This window comes from Cellulomonas sp. plas2, assembly GCF_057221735.1.
The window spans coordinates 2,761,104-2,775,399 of sequence record NZ_CM170155.1 but is presented as its reverse complement, the minus strand read 5'-3'; the positions used below and the strand labels follow the sequence as shown (position 1 = coordinate 2,775,399).

The 14,296-nt window shown below is 76.0% G+C and carries 12 protein-coding genes; 3 read left to right on the top strand and 9 right to left on the bottom strand.

What is annotated here, in order from left to right:
• Positions 1-39: 39 nt before the first annotated feature.
• The 4 genes from hisN to AC2TDM_RS12475 form a co-directional block, all read right to left on the bottom strand.
• Positions 40-864 carry a histidinol-phosphatase gene (gene hisN / locus AC2TDM_RS12490; RefSeq protein WP_484634811.1) on the bottom strand — a complete coding sequence of 275 codons (825 nt, stop codon included), beginning with the start codon at positions 862-864 and terminating at the stop codon, positions 40-42.
• A 10-nt stretch (positions 865-874) separates the two neighbouring features.
• On the bottom strand, positions 875-2,008 hold the full coding sequence (rsgA, locus tag AC2TDM_RS12485; RefSeq protein ID WP_484634809.1) for a ribosome small subunit-dependent GTPase A: 1,134 nt from the start codon (positions 2,006-2,008) through the stop codon (positions 875-877).
• 9 nt (positions 2,009-2,017) lie between these two features.
• Positions 2,018-3,346, bottom strand: coding sequence for a 3-phosphoshikimate 1-carboxyvinyltransferase (gene aroA / locus AC2TDM_RS12480; RefSeq protein ID WP_484634808.1), 1,329 nt, complete (start codon positions 3,344-3,346; stop codon positions 2,018-2,020).
• Positions 3,347-3,494: 148 nt separating this feature from the next.
• The gene (locus tag AC2TDM_RS12475) at positions 3,495-4,400 is read right to left on the bottom strand and encodes a hypothetical protein (protein WP_484634807.1); all 906 of its coding nucleotides are present in this window, start codon (positions 4,398-4,400) and stop codon (positions 3,495-3,497) included.
• 305 nt (positions 4,401-4,705) lie between these two features.
• Between AC2TDM_RS12475 and AC2TDM_RS12470 the strand changes: the two genes are divergently transcribed.
• Positions 4,706-5,422 carry a sigma-70 family RNA polymerase sigma factor gene (locus AC2TDM_RS12470; protein WP_090030369.1) on the top strand — a complete coding sequence of 239 codons (717 nt, stop codon included), beginning with the start codon at positions 4,706-4,708 and terminating at the stop codon, positions 5,420-5,422.
• Positions 5,419-5,724, top strand: coding sequence for a mycothiol system anti-sigma-R factor (gene rsrA, locus AC2TDM_RS12465; RefSeq protein ID WP_484634806.1), 306 nt, complete (start codon positions 5,419-5,421; stop codon positions 5,722-5,724). Before AC2TDM_RS12470 ends, rsrA begins: the two co-directional genes overlap by 4 nt.
• A gap of 98 nt (positions 5,725-5,822) precedes the next feature.
• Here the strand turns inward: rsrA and AC2TDM_RS12460 are convergent, their stop codons facing one another.
• Positions 5,823-5,897 (bottom strand): 50S ribosomal protein bL37, encoded by a 75-nt coding sequence (locus AC2TDM_RS12460; protein WP_372456374.1) that lies wholly within the window; start codon positions 5,895-5,897, stop codon positions 5,823-5,825.
• A 137-nt stretch (positions 5,898-6,034) separates the two neighbouring features.
• On the opposite strand from AC2TDM_RS12460, the gene AC2TDM_RS12455 reads away from it, so the two are divergent.
• The gene (locus AC2TDM_RS12455; RefSeq protein WP_239078692.1) at positions 6,035-7,141 is read left to right on the top strand and encodes a type IV pilus twitching motility protein PilT; all 1,107 of its coding nucleotides are present in this window, start codon (positions 6,035-6,037) and stop codon (positions 7,139-7,141) included.
• 29 nt (positions 7,142-7,170) lie between these two features.
• Here AC2TDM_RS12455 and AC2TDM_RS12450 read toward each other — a convergent pair whose 3' ends face one another.
• From AC2TDM_RS12450 to AC2TDM_RS12435, 4 genes are all read right to left on the bottom strand, one after another.
• On the bottom strand, positions 7,171-7,767 hold the full coding sequence (locus AC2TDM_RS12450; protein ID WP_090029770.1) for a GDSL-type esterase/lipase family protein: 597 nt from the start codon (positions 7,765-7,767) through the stop codon (positions 7,171-7,173).
• A gap of 105 nt (positions 7,768-7,872) precedes the next feature.
• The gene (locus AC2TDM_RS12445; protein ID WP_484636455.1) at positions 7,873-11,829 is read right to left on the bottom strand and encodes a multifunctional oxoglutarate decarboxylase/oxoglutarate dehydrogenase thiamine pyrophosphate-binding subunit/dihydrolipoyllysine-residue succinyltransferase subunit; all 3,957 of its coding nucleotides are present in this window, start codon (positions 11,827-11,829) and stop codon (positions 7,873-7,875) included.
• Positions 11,830-12,097: 268 nt separating this feature from the next.
• Positions 12,098-13,279 carry a sensor histidine kinase gene (locus tag AC2TDM_RS12440; RefSeq protein WP_484634805.1) on the bottom strand — a complete coding sequence of 394 codons (1,182 nt, stop codon included), beginning with the start codon at positions 13,277-13,279 and terminating at the stop codon, positions 12,098-12,100.
• Positions 13,276-14,088: a response regulator transcription factor gene (locus AC2TDM_RS12435; RefSeq protein ID WP_090029771.1), complete on the bottom strand. Its 813-nt coding sequence runs from the start codon at positions 14,086-14,088 to the stop codon at positions 13,276-13,278. The genes AC2TDM_RS12440 and AC2TDM_RS12435 overlap by 4 nt, the downstream gene beginning before the upstream one ends.
• Positions 14,089-14,296: the final 208 nt, after the last annotated feature.

The following is a 14,296-nucleotide window of genomic DNA, read 5'->3' as shown; positions in this document are numbered from 1 at the left end:
GGGTGCACCCCCTCGCGTCGCTGCGGGTCGCCGCGCGTCCTACAGGTGCCGGGCGGGCCCCGGCGCGCGCCGCACGGGCGCGAGCAGCTCGGCGGCGGCCGCGTGCAGCGGCCCGTTCGACACGAGCGCCGACCCCCCGAAGGGCCCGGGCACCCCGTCGAGCGAGGTGAAGGTGCCGCCCGCCTCCGTGACGATGGGCACGAGCGCCGCCATGTCGTGCAGCGCCAGCTCGGGCTCGGCGGCGAGGTCGACGGCCCCCTCCGCCACCAGGACGTGGCTCCAGAAGTCCCCGTACGCCCGGGTCCGCCACACGCGCCGGGTCAGCTCGAGGAAGCCGTCCAGCCGCCCCTGCTCCTCCCACCCGGACAGGCTGGAGTAGGAGAAGGACGCGTCGGCGAGCCCGCCCACGGCGGACACCCGCAGCCGGCGCGCGGCGGCCAGCGAGCGCCCGGTCCAGGCGCCCGTCCCCTCCGCCGCCCACCAGCGCCGCCCGAGCGCGGGCGCGCTCACCAGCCCGACGACCGCCCGCTCGCCGTCGAGCAGCGCGATGAGGGTGGCCCACACCGGCACCCCGCGCACGAAGTTCTTCGTCCCGTCGATAGGGTCGACCACCCACCGCCGCGGGCCCTGCCCGCTCTCGCCCAGCTCCTCGCCGACGACCGCGTCCCGCGAACGGGCGCGCGCGAGCTGCCCCCGGATGAGCTCCTCGGCGGCGCGGTCCGCGTCCGTCACCGGGGTGAGGTCGGGCTTCGTCTCCACGGCGAGGTCCTGGGCGCGGAAGCGCGACGTCGTCAGGGCGTCGACCTGGTCGGCCATGACGTGCGCCAGGCGCAGGTCGTCCTCGTACCCGGAGTGCAGGCTCATGGCGGCGACCCTAGCCGTCCGCGCCCGCCGGGCCGCGGGCGTCCGGCCCGTCGTCGGCCGTCGTCGGGGCCGCCGGCGTCGGATCGGCGTCGGCGTCCGTCGTGCCCAGCCGGCTGGCCAGCAGGCGGCGGAAGGACCCGACGCGCGCGGCCCGGGCCTCGCGCTCGTCGCCCGTCGCGGCGGCGACCCACTCGTCGAGCGCGCAGTCCGGCGCGTCCGCGGCATGCGTGCAGCCCCGCGGACAGGCCTCGGCCACCGCGGCGAGGTCCGCGAAGGCGCCGAGCAGGTGCCCGGGCTCGACGTGCGCCAGGCCGAACGAGCGCACACCGGGGGTGTCGATGACCCAGGTCGGCGCACCCGCGTCCGGCACCCGCAGCGCGACGGCCGAGGTCGACGTGTGCCGCCCCCGCCCGGTCACGTCGTTGACCGCCCCGACCGCGCGCAGCGCGTCCGGGACCAGCGCGTTGACCAGCGTCGACTTGCCCACCCCCGAGTGCCCGACGAGCACCGACGTGCGCCCGGCCAGCGCGGCACGCAGCGCGTCGAGCCCGACGATCCGCCGGGTCCCGTCGGCGTCCACCTCGCGCCGGGTGACGACCACCTCCACGCCGACGGGCCGGTAGAGCGCGACGAGCGGCTCGGGGTCGGCGAGGTCGCCCTTGGTGAGGGCGAGCAGCACGTCCATCCCGGCGTCGTAGGCGGCGACGACGCAGCGGTCGATCATGCGGGTGCGGGGCTCGGGGTCGGCCATGGCGGTGACGACGACGAGCCGGTCGGCGTTGGCGACGATGACGCGCTCGACGGGGTCGGCGTCGTCGGGCGTCCGGCGCAGCACCGTGCGGCGCTGCGTGATCCGCACGATGCGCGACAGGGACCCCTCGGCCCCGCTGGTGTCCCCGACGACGTCGACGAGGTCGCCGGGCACCACGCGCTCGCGGCCCAGCTCGCGCGCCTTCATGGCGGTCGCGCGCCGCTCGTCCGCCCCGTCGGGGTCGACGAGCACGCCGTACCGGCCCCGGTCCACCGCGACGACGAGCGCCCGGTCCGCGTCGGCGTGCTCCGGGCGCTGCTTCGTGCGCGGCCGGCTGCCGCGGCCCGGCCGGACGCGGACGTCCCGCTCGTCGTACGTGCGCCGTCCCGCCACGCGCGCTCCTCAGGCCGTCCGGCCGGCGAGCATCCCGGTCCACAGATCGACGAAGCCGGGCAGGGTCTTGGCGGTCGTGGCGACGTCCTCCACCTGCACCCCGGGCACCCGCAGCCCCACGAGCGCGCCCCCGGTGGCCATCCGGTGGTCCGCGTACGTGCGCCAGCGGGCCCCGTGCAGCGCCCGCGGCGTGATGACCAGCCCGTCCGCGGTCTGCTCGGCACGGCCCCCGACGCGGGTCAGCTCGGCCGCCAGCGCGGTGAGCCGGTCCGTCTCGTGGCCCCGCAGGTGCGCGATGCCCCGCAGCCGCGTCGGGGAGTCCGCGAGCACCGCGAGGGCCGCGATCGTCGGCGCCAGCTCACCGGCCGCCGACAGGTCGAGGTCCACGCCGTGCACGGCCCCCGTGCCGGTCACGGTGAGCACCCCCGCGTCGAGCACGGTGCGGCCGCCCATCCGCTCGAGGATGCCCGGCAGCAGCGCGCCGGGCTGGGTCGTCGTGGCCGGCCAGCCGGGCACGGCGACGCTCCCGCCGGCGACGAGGGCCGCGCACAGGAAGGGCGCCGCGTTCGACAGGTCGGGCTCGACGCGGACGACGCCGCCCGTGACCGGGCCGGGCGACACCACCCAGATCGCCGGCCGCGAGTCGTCGACGGCCACGCCGGTGTCCCGCAGGACCGCCACGGTCATCTCGATGTGCGGCAGGCTCGGCAGCGTGGGGCCGGTGTGCCGCAGCGTGAGGCCGCCCGTGAAGCGCGGGGCCGCGAGCAGCAGCCCCGAGACGAACTGGCTCGACGCGGAGGCGTCGACGTCCACGTTCCCGCCGGCGAACCCCGGCCCCCGGCCGTGCACCGTGAAGGGCAGCCGCCCCGGCTCGCCGTGCTCGTCGACGCGCACGCCGGTGGCCCGCAGCGCCGCGAGCACGGGGCCCATCGGCCGCAGCCGCGCCTGGGGATCGCCGTCGAAGCGGACCGGCCCGTCGGCCAGGGCCGCCACCGCCGGCAGGAACCGCATGACCGTCCCGGCGAGCCCGCAGTCGACCGACACCCCGCCGCGGAAGCCGTCGGCGGGTGGGGTGACGGTCCACGTGCCGTCGGTGCCGACGTCGACCCCCGTGCCGAGGGCGCGCAGGGCGGCCGCCATGAGGTCGGTGTCGCGCGACCGGAGGGCGCCGCGCAGCCGGCTCGGCCGGTCGGCGAGGGCGGCGAGCACGAGGTAGCGGTTCGTCAGCGACTTCGAGCCGGGGACCTCCACCTGCGCGGCGAGCGGCCCGGGGGCGGTCGGCGCGTCCCAGTCGGGGACGACGGTCGCCGCGGGCGCGGCCGGGGGAGTGGCGGTCATGAGCGGCAGGCTACCGAGAGGCGGTGACACGGCACGCGACGGCCCGGCACGCGACGGCCCGGCACGCGACGGCCCGGCACGCGACGGCCCGGCACGCGAGGGCGTACCGGGCCGGTCGGGTCGTGCGCGTCGCAGCGCGCGCGGGGCGTCAGGCGGCGACGGCCTCGCGCACCTCGTCGGCCGCATGGGTGGCCTGGTGGCGGGCGGCCTTCGCCGCCTTCGCGGCCGCCTTCGTCGCCCGGCGGTCGGAGGTGCGGCCGGCCTTCTTCGCCGCGGCGCGGGCGGCCTTCGCCTGGACCGCGGCCTGGGCCTTCGCCTGCTTGGCGGCGACCTCGGCCGCCGCGCGGGCGGCCTTCGTCGACGCCTTCGCCTGCGCCGCGGCGACCTTCGTCGCGCGGCGGGCGGCCTTTGCGGAGCCCTTGGCCTCCGCGACGGCGGCACGGGCCGTCGTGCGGGCGTTCTTGCGCGCGGCACGGACGCTCGTCGCCGCCTGCGACGCGGTCGCGGCACCGGCGGCCCTGGCGACCGTGCCCGCGGCCTTCGCCCCGGCGGTCGCGCGCTTCTGCGAGGCGAGCAGCTCCTTCGTCGCCCGCGCGTGCTCGACGCGCCACGCGAGGCTCGGCCGGCCCTCGCGGTCGACCGCGACGAGCAGCGCGCCGGCCGTCATGGACAGCGCCGTGACCATGCGCTCGCGGCGCGCGCGGGCCCTCGTCGGCTCCGCGCGGTCGGCGGCCTTGTCTGGCAGGTCGGCGACGACGATCGGCGCGGTCAGCAGCGCCAGCACGACGGCCGACGTGCGCGGCGCACGGCCCAGCGCGAGCAGGCCGCCCGCGGCCGCCATGGCACCGCCGTGGACGCGCGCGAGCGTCTGCAGCTCGGTCGCGCTGCGGCCCTGCACGGCGTCGCGCACCGCGCCCTCGGGCAGGAGGTGGCCGAACCGGGTCACGGCACGGCGGACGTCGTCGGCGTGGCTCGCGGGGCGGCGGACGACGTCCACCCCCTGCGCGACGAACCACGTGGCGAACACGGGACGGAGGAGGCGTCGCAGCAGCACGCCACCGACAGTAGTGCGCGGGGCAGGGCGCGGCCCGTCGAACGGCGGGCGTCGGGAATGGGTGCGCCGGTGCGGGCGTTCGGCAGGGCATGGTCATCGACTCCACGACCCTCGCCCCGCCGGGGGCCGCGACGCCGTTCGGTGCCCTCGGCACCCCCGTCCCGGCGGCCCGCGTGCTCGTCGACCTGCGCGCCGGGTACGGCCTCCTCCCGACGGCGGGTGCGGCGTCCCCGGTCGCGTCCACCGCCCTCACCGCCCCCGGTGCGACGGGTGCTGCCTGGGACCGCGCACTACGCTCGGTCGCGATGAGCCAGGAGAGCACCCCGACGCCCGACGCCGCCACGACGACCGCCGCGACCTCCGGCGCGGGCGTCGACGAGGCCCTCGCCGTCGAGCCCGTGGACGACGAGGACACCAACCGCGCCCCCGCGACGGAGGACGTCGCGGCGCGCACGGACCGGTTCGAGCAGGACGCCCTGCAGTACCTCGACCAGCTCTACGGCGCGGCCCTGCGCATGACGCGCAACGCCGCGGACGCCGAGGACCTGGTGCAGGAGACGTTCACGAAGGCGTTCGCCGCCTTCCACCAGTACCGCCCGGGGACCAACCTCAAGGCGTGGCTGTACCGCATCCTCACGAACACCTACATCAACTCCTACCGCAAGAAGCAGCGCGAGCCGCAGCAGAGCCGGTCGGAGGAGATCGAGGACTGGCAGCTCGCCCGCGCCGAGTCGCACACCTCCACGGGCCTGCGGTCCGCGGAGACCGAGGCGCTCGACCGGCTGGCGGACTCCGACGTGAAGGACGCCCTCCAGCGGATCCCGGAGGACTTCCGCATGGCGGTGTACCTCGCGGACGTCGAGGGCTTCGCCTACAAGGAGATCGCGGAGATCATGGGGACGCCGATCGGGACCGTGATGTCGCGGCTCCACCGGGGCCGCGCACAGCTGCGCGACCAGCTGCGGGACTACGCGCGCGAGCGCGGGCTGACGGGTGCGTCGGCGGGGGAGGCCGGACGATGAGCGGGACGGGGACGACGGGCGGCGGCGACGTCGTGGAGGCCGCGGCGGCGGGGTGCGACTGCCAGGAGGCGGTAGACCGCCTCTGGGAGTACCTCGACGACGAGCTCGGCACGGAGGAGACGGCGCGGATCCGCGCCCACCTCGACGGTTGCTCCCCGTGCATCAGCGAGCGGGACCTCGACCTCACGATCAAGGTCGTCGTCCGGCGCGGGTGCCGGGAGCAGGCGCCGGCGGAGCTGCGGCTGCGCGTGATCGAGCAGATCACGGCGCTGCGGGTGGCGGCGGGCACGACGACTTCCTGAGCCGTCCCGCCCCGCCGCAGGGCCGGCAGGATGCACGGAGGCCCGGGTGTGCGAGCACCCGGGCCTCCGTCGTCCTGCGGCACTCGTGGTGCCGGCGCTCAGGCGTTCGGACGGTTGCCGTGGTTGGCGGCGTTGCCCTTGCGGGCGCGGCGCTTGCGGCCTCGCTTGCTCATGGCTCCTCCTCGTGGCGTCGGTCGGGTGTCCCCGTCATGGTCCCACACCACCGGTGCCCGTCGGTCCGTCCGCCCGGCCGGGTGACGGCTCCCGCCGACCCCTCAGGGCCCGGCCCCGCGGCCCGATCAGCCGGACCGTGACCGTCCCCGCCCTCGTGACGCCCGCCGTCACGTCCGTGGAGCCGCTCCTGCACGCGCTCGTCGGCACGGGCGGCTCGGACCTGCACTGCAAGGTCGGCTCCAGCCCCTGCATCCGGGTGGACGGGCGGCTGCGCCGCCTCGACGCCCCGGAGCTGCGCCCCGGCGACACGGCGCGCTTCCTCGAGGAGGTGCTGCCCGACGAGCTCGTCACCACCTTCCGCACCACGCACGAGGCCGACTTCGCCTACTCGCTGCCCGGCGTCGGGCGGTTCCGGGTGAACGCGTACCAGGCCCGCGGCACCTTCGGCCTCGTCTTCCGGCGCGTCGCCATCGGGGTGCCCTCGCTCGAGGAGCTGGGTCTGCCGCCCGTCCTCGCGCGCCTCGCCCTGGAGCCCCGCGGGCTCGTCCTGGTCACCGGCCCCACCGGGTCGGGCAAGACGACGACGCTCGCGGCGATGGTCGACCTGGTCAACTCCGAGCGCGAGGTCAACATCGTCACGGTCGAGGACCCGATCGAGGTCCTGCACCCGGACAAGAAGGCCATCGTCTCGCAGCGCGAGGTGCGGCAGGACACCGCGGGCTTCGCGGTCGCGCTGCGCGCGGCGATGCGCCAGGACCCGGACGTCATCCTCATCGGCGAGATGCGGGACGTGGAGACGGTGCGGGCCGCGCTGCAGGCGGCCGAGACGGGGCACCTCGTGCTGTCCACGCTGCACACCGTCGACGCCGCCGAGTCGGTCAACCGCATCGTCGACTTCTTCCCGCCGCACGAGCACGCGCAGGTCCGCATGGCCCTCGCGCAGTCGCTGCGCGGGGTGGTGTCGCAGCGGCTGCTGCCGCGCGCCGACGGGCGGGGCCGGCAGGGCGCCGTGGAGGTGCTCGTCGGCACGGGCCGCGTCGCGGAGGCCATCGTCGCGCCCGCGACGGCGCCGCCGCTGGCGGACCTCGTGCGGGAGGGCGGGTTCTACGGCATGCAGAGCTTCGACCAGCACCTGCTGACGCTGGTCGCCGACGGGGCCGTGACGCCCCAAGAGGCGGTGGCCGCGGCGAGCCGGCCCCAGGACCTGACGCTCGAGCTGCGGGCGCGGGGCCTCGTCGCCTGACGGCTCGCGCGGGCCGGCCCTCGCGTCGGTCAGGCGGTGTCGTCGGGCACGCCCAGCCAGGCGTGCCAGCCCGTGTGCAGCACGAGCCAGGCCATGAGCCCGTACCCCGCCTGCCCGGGGACGCCGTGCCCGGCGGCCATGTCCGCCAGCCACTGCTCGTGCGCCGCCAGGGGGCCGTAGGTGTCGACGTACGGCACCCGCCGCCGTGTCGCGACGTCCGCGAACGCGGCGGACAGCTCCTGCACCCGCGGGCCCTCGTGCACGGGCCCGGGCGGCGGCCCGACGACGAAGGTCTCCAGCCCGCGCTGCTCGGCGACGTCGAGCACGTTGGCGAGGTTGAGCCGGCTGCGCGCCAACGACAGCCCCGCACCGAGGTCGGCGCGACCGAGGCCGACGACGAGGCGCGTGTCGGCCTCCGGGCTCGTGCGGCGGGCGACCTCCTCCTCCCAGCGCGCACCGAGCGCGGAGGTCGTCTCCCCGGGGACGGCCAGCGTGAGCAGCGTCAGCGGCTCCGGCGTGAGCGTCCGGGCGGCCACCCGGCCGACCCAGCCCAGCGCCCGCGGGTCGCCCACGCCGGCGGCCAGCTCGTCGCCCACCACCACGATGCGCAGCGGCCTGTCACCCACGGTCGTCCTCCTGGTGCTCGGTGGCGTGGCGGTGGTGCCGGGCCGGCGCCCACGCCCGGGTCAGTGTCCCAGGGCGCGGGCGCGCGGGCCCGGCACCGCGCCGCGTCAGCGGGCGAAGGCCGTCGTGACGAGCTGCTCCTGCTCGGCGTGGTGCTTCTTGGCGGAGCCGGTCGACGGCGACGCCGACTCGTCCCGCGACACCACGCGGACCGTGCGCTCGACGAGCTGCGGCAGGTGCATGGAGACGTAGCCCCACGGGCCCTGGTTGCGCGGCTCGTCCTGGACCCACACGAGCTCGGCGCCGTCGAACGGCGCTAGCGCCCGCCGGGCCCCGTCCGCGTCGAGCGGGTAGAGCTGCTCGAACCGGACGATGGCGGTGCGCTCGTCGCCCGTCTTCTCGCGGTGCGCGACGAGGTCCCAGTACACCTTGCCCGAGCAGAGCAGGACGCGGTCCACGCCCTGCGCGCGGGCGGCGGCGACGTCGTCGCCGATGACCGGCCGGAAGGTGCCGTGCGTGAAGTCCTCGACCGACGAGGCGGCGGCCCGCAGGCGCAGCATGGACTTCGGGGTGAAGACGACGAGCGGCCGTCGCGGCCGGGCGTAGGCCTGGCGACGCAGCAGGTGGAAGTGCGACGCGGGCGTCGAGGGCTGGGCCAGGACCATGTTCTCCTGCGCGGCCATCGTCAGGAAGCGCTCGATGCGCGCCGAGGAGTGGTCCGGCCCCTGGCCCTCGTAGCCGTGCGGCAGGAGCAGGACCACGGAGGACCGCTGCGCCCACTTCTGCTCGGAGGCCGAGATGAACTCGTCGATGATCGTCTGCGCGCCGTTGACGAAGTCGCCGAACTGCGCCTCCCACAGGACCAGCGCCTCGGGCCGCTCCACGGAGTAGCCGTACTCGAAGCCGAGGGCCGCGTACTCCGACAGGGAGGAGTCGTAGACGAAGAACTTCGCCTGGTCCTTGCTGAGGTACAGCAGGGGCGTCCACTCCGCACCGGTCTCGCGGTCGTGGAAGACCGCGTGGCGCTGCGTGAAGGTGCCGCGGCGGGAGTCCTGCCCGGCCAGCCGCACGGGGGTGCCCTCGAGGAGCAGCGACCCGAACGACAGCAGCTCGCCGTAGCCCCAGTCGATGCCGCCGTCGCGGGACATCTGCTCGCGCTTCGTCAGCAGCTGCGCGAGCTTGGGGTGGACGGTGAAGCCCTCCGGCGGGCGCACGTGCGCGGCGCCGATGCGCTCGAGCACGGCCTTCGGCACGGCGGTCTGCCAGCCGACCATGACGCCCGCGTCCTCGCGCTGGGACTCGGGGCGCTCCAGGCCGGCGACGCGGTCGTCGCCGTCGGCCGCCGCAGCGGGTGTCCACCCGTCCTCGCGCGTCTCGGTGAAGACCCGCTCGAGCTGCTGCTGGTAGTCGCGCAGCGCGTGCTCGGCCTCCTCCATCGTGATGTCGCCGCGGGCGACGAGGGCCTCCGTGTACAGCTTGCGCACGGACCGCTTGGCCTCGATGAGGTTGTACATGAGCGGCTGGGTCATCGAGGGGTCGTCGCCCTCGTTGTGGCCCCGGCGCCGGTAGCAGACCATGTCGATGATGACGTCGCGGTCGAACTGCTCGCGGTACTCGAAGGCGAGCTCGGCCACGCGGACGCACGCCTCGGGGTCGTCGGCGTTCACGTGGAAGATCGGGATCTGCAGGCCCTTGGCCATGTCCGTGGCGTACTGCCCGGAGCGCGACGAGGACGGGCCCGTGGTGAAGCCGACCTGGTTGTTGATGATGACGTGCACGGTGCCGCCGGTGCGGTACCCGCGCAGCTGCGCCAGGTTCAGCGTCTCCCAGACCACGCCCTGGCCCGCGAAGGCCGCGTCGCCGTGGATGAGCAGGGGGAGCACGGAGTAGCCGTCCCCGCCGAGGTCGATCTTGTCCTGCTTGGCGCGGACGATCCCCTCGAGCACCGGGTCGACCGCCTCGAGGTGCGAGGGGTTGGCGGCCAGGTACACGGCCGTGGTCGCGCCGGACTCGGCCGTGAAGACGCCCTCGGTGCCCAGGTGGTACTTCACGTCGCCGGAGCCCTGGACGGTGCGCGGGTCCTGGTTGCCCTCGAACTCGCTGAAGATCTGCGCGTAGGACTTGCCGGCGATGTTCGCCAGGACGTTGAGCCGGCCGCGGTGGGCCATGCCGATGGCCACCTCGTCGAGCCCGTTGTCCGCCGCGCGGGACAGCACGGCGTCGAGCAGCGGGATGACCGACTCGCCGCCCTCGAGGGAGAACCGCTTCTGCCCGACGTACTTCGTCTGGAGGAACGTCTCGAAGGCCTCCGCGGCGTTGAGGCGCCGCAGGATGCGCAGCTGGTCCTCGCGCGGGGTGCGGGCGTAGCCGGACTCGAGCCGCTCCTGGAGCCAGCGGCGCTGCCGCGGGTCCTGCAGGTGCATGTACTCGATGCCGACGGTGCGGCAGTAGGAGTCGCGCAGCAGCGCGAGCACCTGGCGCAGCGTGGCGCGCGGCTTGCCCGTGAAGCCCCCGGTGGGGAACGTGCGGTCGAGGTCCCACAGCGTCAGGCCGTGGCTCTGGATGTCCAGGTCCGGGTGCCGGCGCTGGCGGTAGGCCAGCGGGTCGGTCTCGGCCATGAGGTGCCCGCGCGAGCGGTAGGCGTGGATGAGCTCGGCGATGCGCGCCGGCTTGACCGCCTCGGCGTCCGGGTCCGTGGGGGTGTCGCGGACCCAGCGCACGGGCTCGTAGGGCACGCGCAGGCTGGCGAAGACCCGGTCGTAGAACCCGTCCTCGCCCAGCAGCTTGCGGCCGAGGATGCGCAGGAAGTCACCGGACTGGGCGCCCTGGATGATGCGGTGGTCGTAGGTCGACGTGACGGTGAGGACCTTCGAGACGCCCATCTGCGACAGGCGGTCCTCGCTCGTCCCGGCGAACTCCGCGGGGTAGTCCATGGCGCCGACGCCGATGATCGTCCCCTGGCCCTGCATGAGGCGCGGCACGGAGTGGACCGTGCCGATGGTGCCCGGGTTCGTCAGCGAGATCGTCGTGCCCTGGAAGTCCTCGACCCCGAGCTTGTTGCCGCGGGCCCGGCGCACGACGTCCTCGTACGCGGCCCAGAACTGGGCGAAGTCGAGCGTCTCGGCCTTCTTGATGCTCGGCACGAGGAGCTGGCGCGTGCCGTCGGGCTTGGCCAGGTCGATCGCGAGGCCGAGATTGACGTGCGCCGGCGTCAGGACGCCGGGCTTGCCGTCGACGAGCGTGTACGCGGCGTTCATCGCCGGCATCTCGCCCAGCGCCTCGACCAGCGCGAAGCCGATGAGGTGCGTGAACGACACCTTGCCGCCGCGGCCGCGGGCGAGGTGGTTGTTGATGACGATGCGGTTGTCGACCATGAGCTTGGCCGGGACCGCGCGGACGGACGTCGCCGTGGGGACCTCGAGCGAGGACTCCATGTTGGTCACCACGCGCGCGGCGGGGCCGCGGAGCTTCTGCACGTCGTCCGTCGCCGGCCCGTCGGTGCCGGGCTTCGTGGTGCGGGCGACGTCGGCGTAGGGCGCCGTCGCGGGCTGCGCGGTCGCGACGGGGGAGGGGGACTCCACGTCGGGCCGGTGCGGCACCGGCGCGCCGGCGGCGACCGCGGCCGCGTCCTTCGCCGTGACCTTCGCGGTGACCTTCTCCGTGACCTTCTCCGTGACCTTCTCCGTGACCTTCTCGGGCAGCGCGGGGTTGCGGGCGCTCGGCTCGGCCGGCGTCACCGGGCGCTTGGCCGCGGTGGCGGTCGGAACCGGCATCGGCGCGCCGTCCTCGACGGAGCGCGGGCGGCGCTCCGGCGCGGGCGCGGCGGCGGGCGACGAGGCAGCCGCCGGCGAGGCGGCCGCCGGTGCGGACGTCGTCGGCGCGGACGTCACGGACCCGGCCGTCGACGCGGATGCTGCTGCCGGTGCTGCGGCCGGAGCAGGGGCGGGGGAGCCGCCGGTCTCGCCCGCGGTCCCGGAGCCCGGCTCGTACCCCTCGAAGAACTCCCACCACGCGGGGTCGACCGCGCTGCGGTCGCGCTTGTACTGCTCGTACAGCTCGTCCACGAGCCACTCGTTGGCGCCGAAGTCGGCGCGGTTCGGTGTTGACTCGGCCTTCTGCGTCACGCTGGGCTCGCCCACTTCCGCCTGCGTCCGGCTCCGTCGTCGTCGGCCGGATCTCTCGACGCCAACACTACGTGCCCCGGAGGCCCCTGCGCGTCCGCGGGCGCGCCGCCGGGCGGGTCCCGCACGGGGTCTTCACCCGGCATCCCAAGCGGAGGTCAGAGGGGCGGCAGCAGCGGGGCAAGCGGGTCCCGCCAGCCGGTCCGCGGGGTCAAGCGCGCGTCTGCGCACGCGGGGCGGCCGCCGGCTCAGCGTCGCCTCCGCGGTCACCCGTCGCGACCGTGCTGGTCGTCGTGGCCCGCCGCGTGGGCAGGTGCACGCGCATCGTGCACCCGCTCGGCGTGTCGGCCACCTCGATCCGTCCCCCGTGCAGCTCGACCGCCCACCGCACGATCGCCAGGCCCAGCCCGGTGCCGCCCGTCGAGTGCTGGCCCGTCACGGCCGGCGTGTTGCCGCGCACGAACCGCTCGAACACCCGCTGGCGCTGGTCGGGTGCGATGCCCGGGCCCCGGTCGGTGACCTCGAGGAGCACCTCCGCACCCTGCCGCCGCGCCACGAGGTCGACGGGGACGCCCGAGGGGGAGTGCCGCACGGCGTTCTGCACGAGGTTGGCCAGCACCTGCTGCAACCGTGCCGCGTCGGCCGGCACGGTGAGGTCCGCCGGCTCGACCCGGACGGGGAAGGTGAGGTGCTTGGCCGGGGCGACGAGCGCGCCCTCGTCGGCGGCGTCGGCGAGCAGCCGGGCGAGCGGGACCTCGGCCACCTGCAGCCCGACCGCCCCCGCCTCCAGGCGGGACAGGTCCAGCAGCGTCGCGACGAGGTGTCCCAGCCGCTCGGTCTGCGCGAGCGCGGTGGCCAGCGTCGCGGGATCGGGGTCCTCGACGCCGTCGACGAGGTTCTCCAGCTGCGCGCGCAGCGCCGTGACCGGGGTGCGCAGCTCGTGGGAGACGTTGGCGACGAGCTCGCGCCGCTGCAGGTCCGCCTGCTGGAGGTCCTCGGCCATCGTGTTGAAGGCCGCCGCGAGCTGACCGACCTCGTCGCGGCTCGTCGCCCGCACGCGGCGGGAGTAGTCCCCGGCGGCCATCGCGCGGGCCGCGGCCGTCATCTCCCGCAGCGGGGACGTCATCCCCCGCGCGAGCACCTGGGTCACGACCAGGGACACGACGATCGCGACCGGCAGCGTGCGCGTGGGGCCGAGGTGCTGGTAGAGCCCGGCCCAGGTGAGGAAGGCCGCCAGCGTCACGGTGGCGGCGACCAGCACGCCCAGCTTCATCTTCAGGGACCGCAGGCGGTCCAGCGGCCGGACGTCGCGGCGCGGGTCGCGCACGCCGCCGGCCGACCCGGGCACGCGTCGGCCGCCGCGGACCTCCCGGCCGTGCCGCGGCACGCTCACGACGGCGCCGCCGCCGGTTCGAAGGCGTAGCCGACGCCGTGGACCGTCCGGACGAGGTCCGCGCCGAGCTTGCGCCGCAGCGCCTTGACGTGGGAGTCGACGGTGCGGGTGCCGCTCGCGTCGACCCAGTCCCACACCTCGGCCAGCAGGCGCTCGCGGGTGAGGACCGTGCGCGGCGTGGACGCGAGGGCGACGAGCAGGTCGAACTCGGTCGGGGTCAGGTGCACCTCGGCCCCGCCGCGCACCACGCGGCGCTGGGCGCGGTCGACGGTGACGTCCCCGACGACGAGGGGCGCCTCCGGGGCCCGGGCCACCGCCTGCGCGGCCGCCTGGCGCGCCCGCTCCGACCGCCGGACGAGGGCCTTGAGGCGCGCCACGAGCTCGCGCATGGAGAACGGCTTGGTCATGTAGTCGTCCGCGCCGACGCCGAGCCCGACGAGCATGTCCGTCTCGTCGTCGCGCGCGGTGAGCATGAGCACCGGCACGGGCTGGTCCGCCTGGATCCGGCGGCACACCTCGAGGCCGTCGATGCCGGGCAGCATGACGTCGAGCACGACGGCGTCCGGCCGCAGCCGCGCCGCCGCCTCGACGGCGGCCGGCCCGTCACCGACGGTGTCCACGCGCCACCCCTCGGCGGCCAGGCGGCGCGCGACCGCCTGCGCGATGGCGGGCTCGTCCTCCACGACGAGCACCGTGGGCGCGGTGCCGTGGTTGGTGCCCGGAGCGCCGCCGGGGGTGCTGCCGGGTGTGCTGCCGGGTGTGCTGCCAGGGGTGCTGCCGAGGGGGGTCGTGCGCGCCGTCGTCGACATGGGGCCAGCGTGGCACAGGACCCCGCGCACGCCGGGGCGCGCGTCCGTATCATCGTCGCCACCATGAGCGGCTCAAGTCCGAGCCGGCCTGCCCCCGGGTCCGTGCGACCCGGCCGCACCTGCGCCGGCCCCCTGCACCTCGGCAGCCACCTGCCGACCTCCACCGCTGCCCCCGCCCCGCGCGCCCGTCGCGCCGCGGCCGCCGGGC

What these genes read in the sequence shown, in the direction of transcription:
- hisN (WP_484634811.1), bottom strand. Translation starts at nt 864, where the DNA reads ATGAGCCTGCACTCCGGGTACGAGGACGACCTGCGCCTGGCGCACGTC.
- aroA (WP_484634808.1), bottom strand. Translation starts at nt 3,346, where the DNA reads ATGACCGCCACTCCCCCGGCCGCGCCCGCGGCGACCGTCGTCCCCGAC.
- AC2TDM_RS12470 (WP_090030369.1), top strand. Translation starts at nt 4,706, where the DNA reads ATGAGCCAGGAGAGCACCCCGACGCCCGACGCCGCCACGACGACCGCC.
- rsrA (WP_484634806.1), top strand. Translation starts at nt 5,419, where the DNA reads ATGAGCGGGACGGGGACGACGGGCGGCGGCGACGTCGTGGAGGCCGCG.
- AC2TDM_RS12435 (WP_090029771.1), bottom strand. Translation starts at nt 14,088, where the DNA reads ATGTCGACGACGGCGCGCACGACCCCCCTCGGCAGCACCCCTGGCAGC.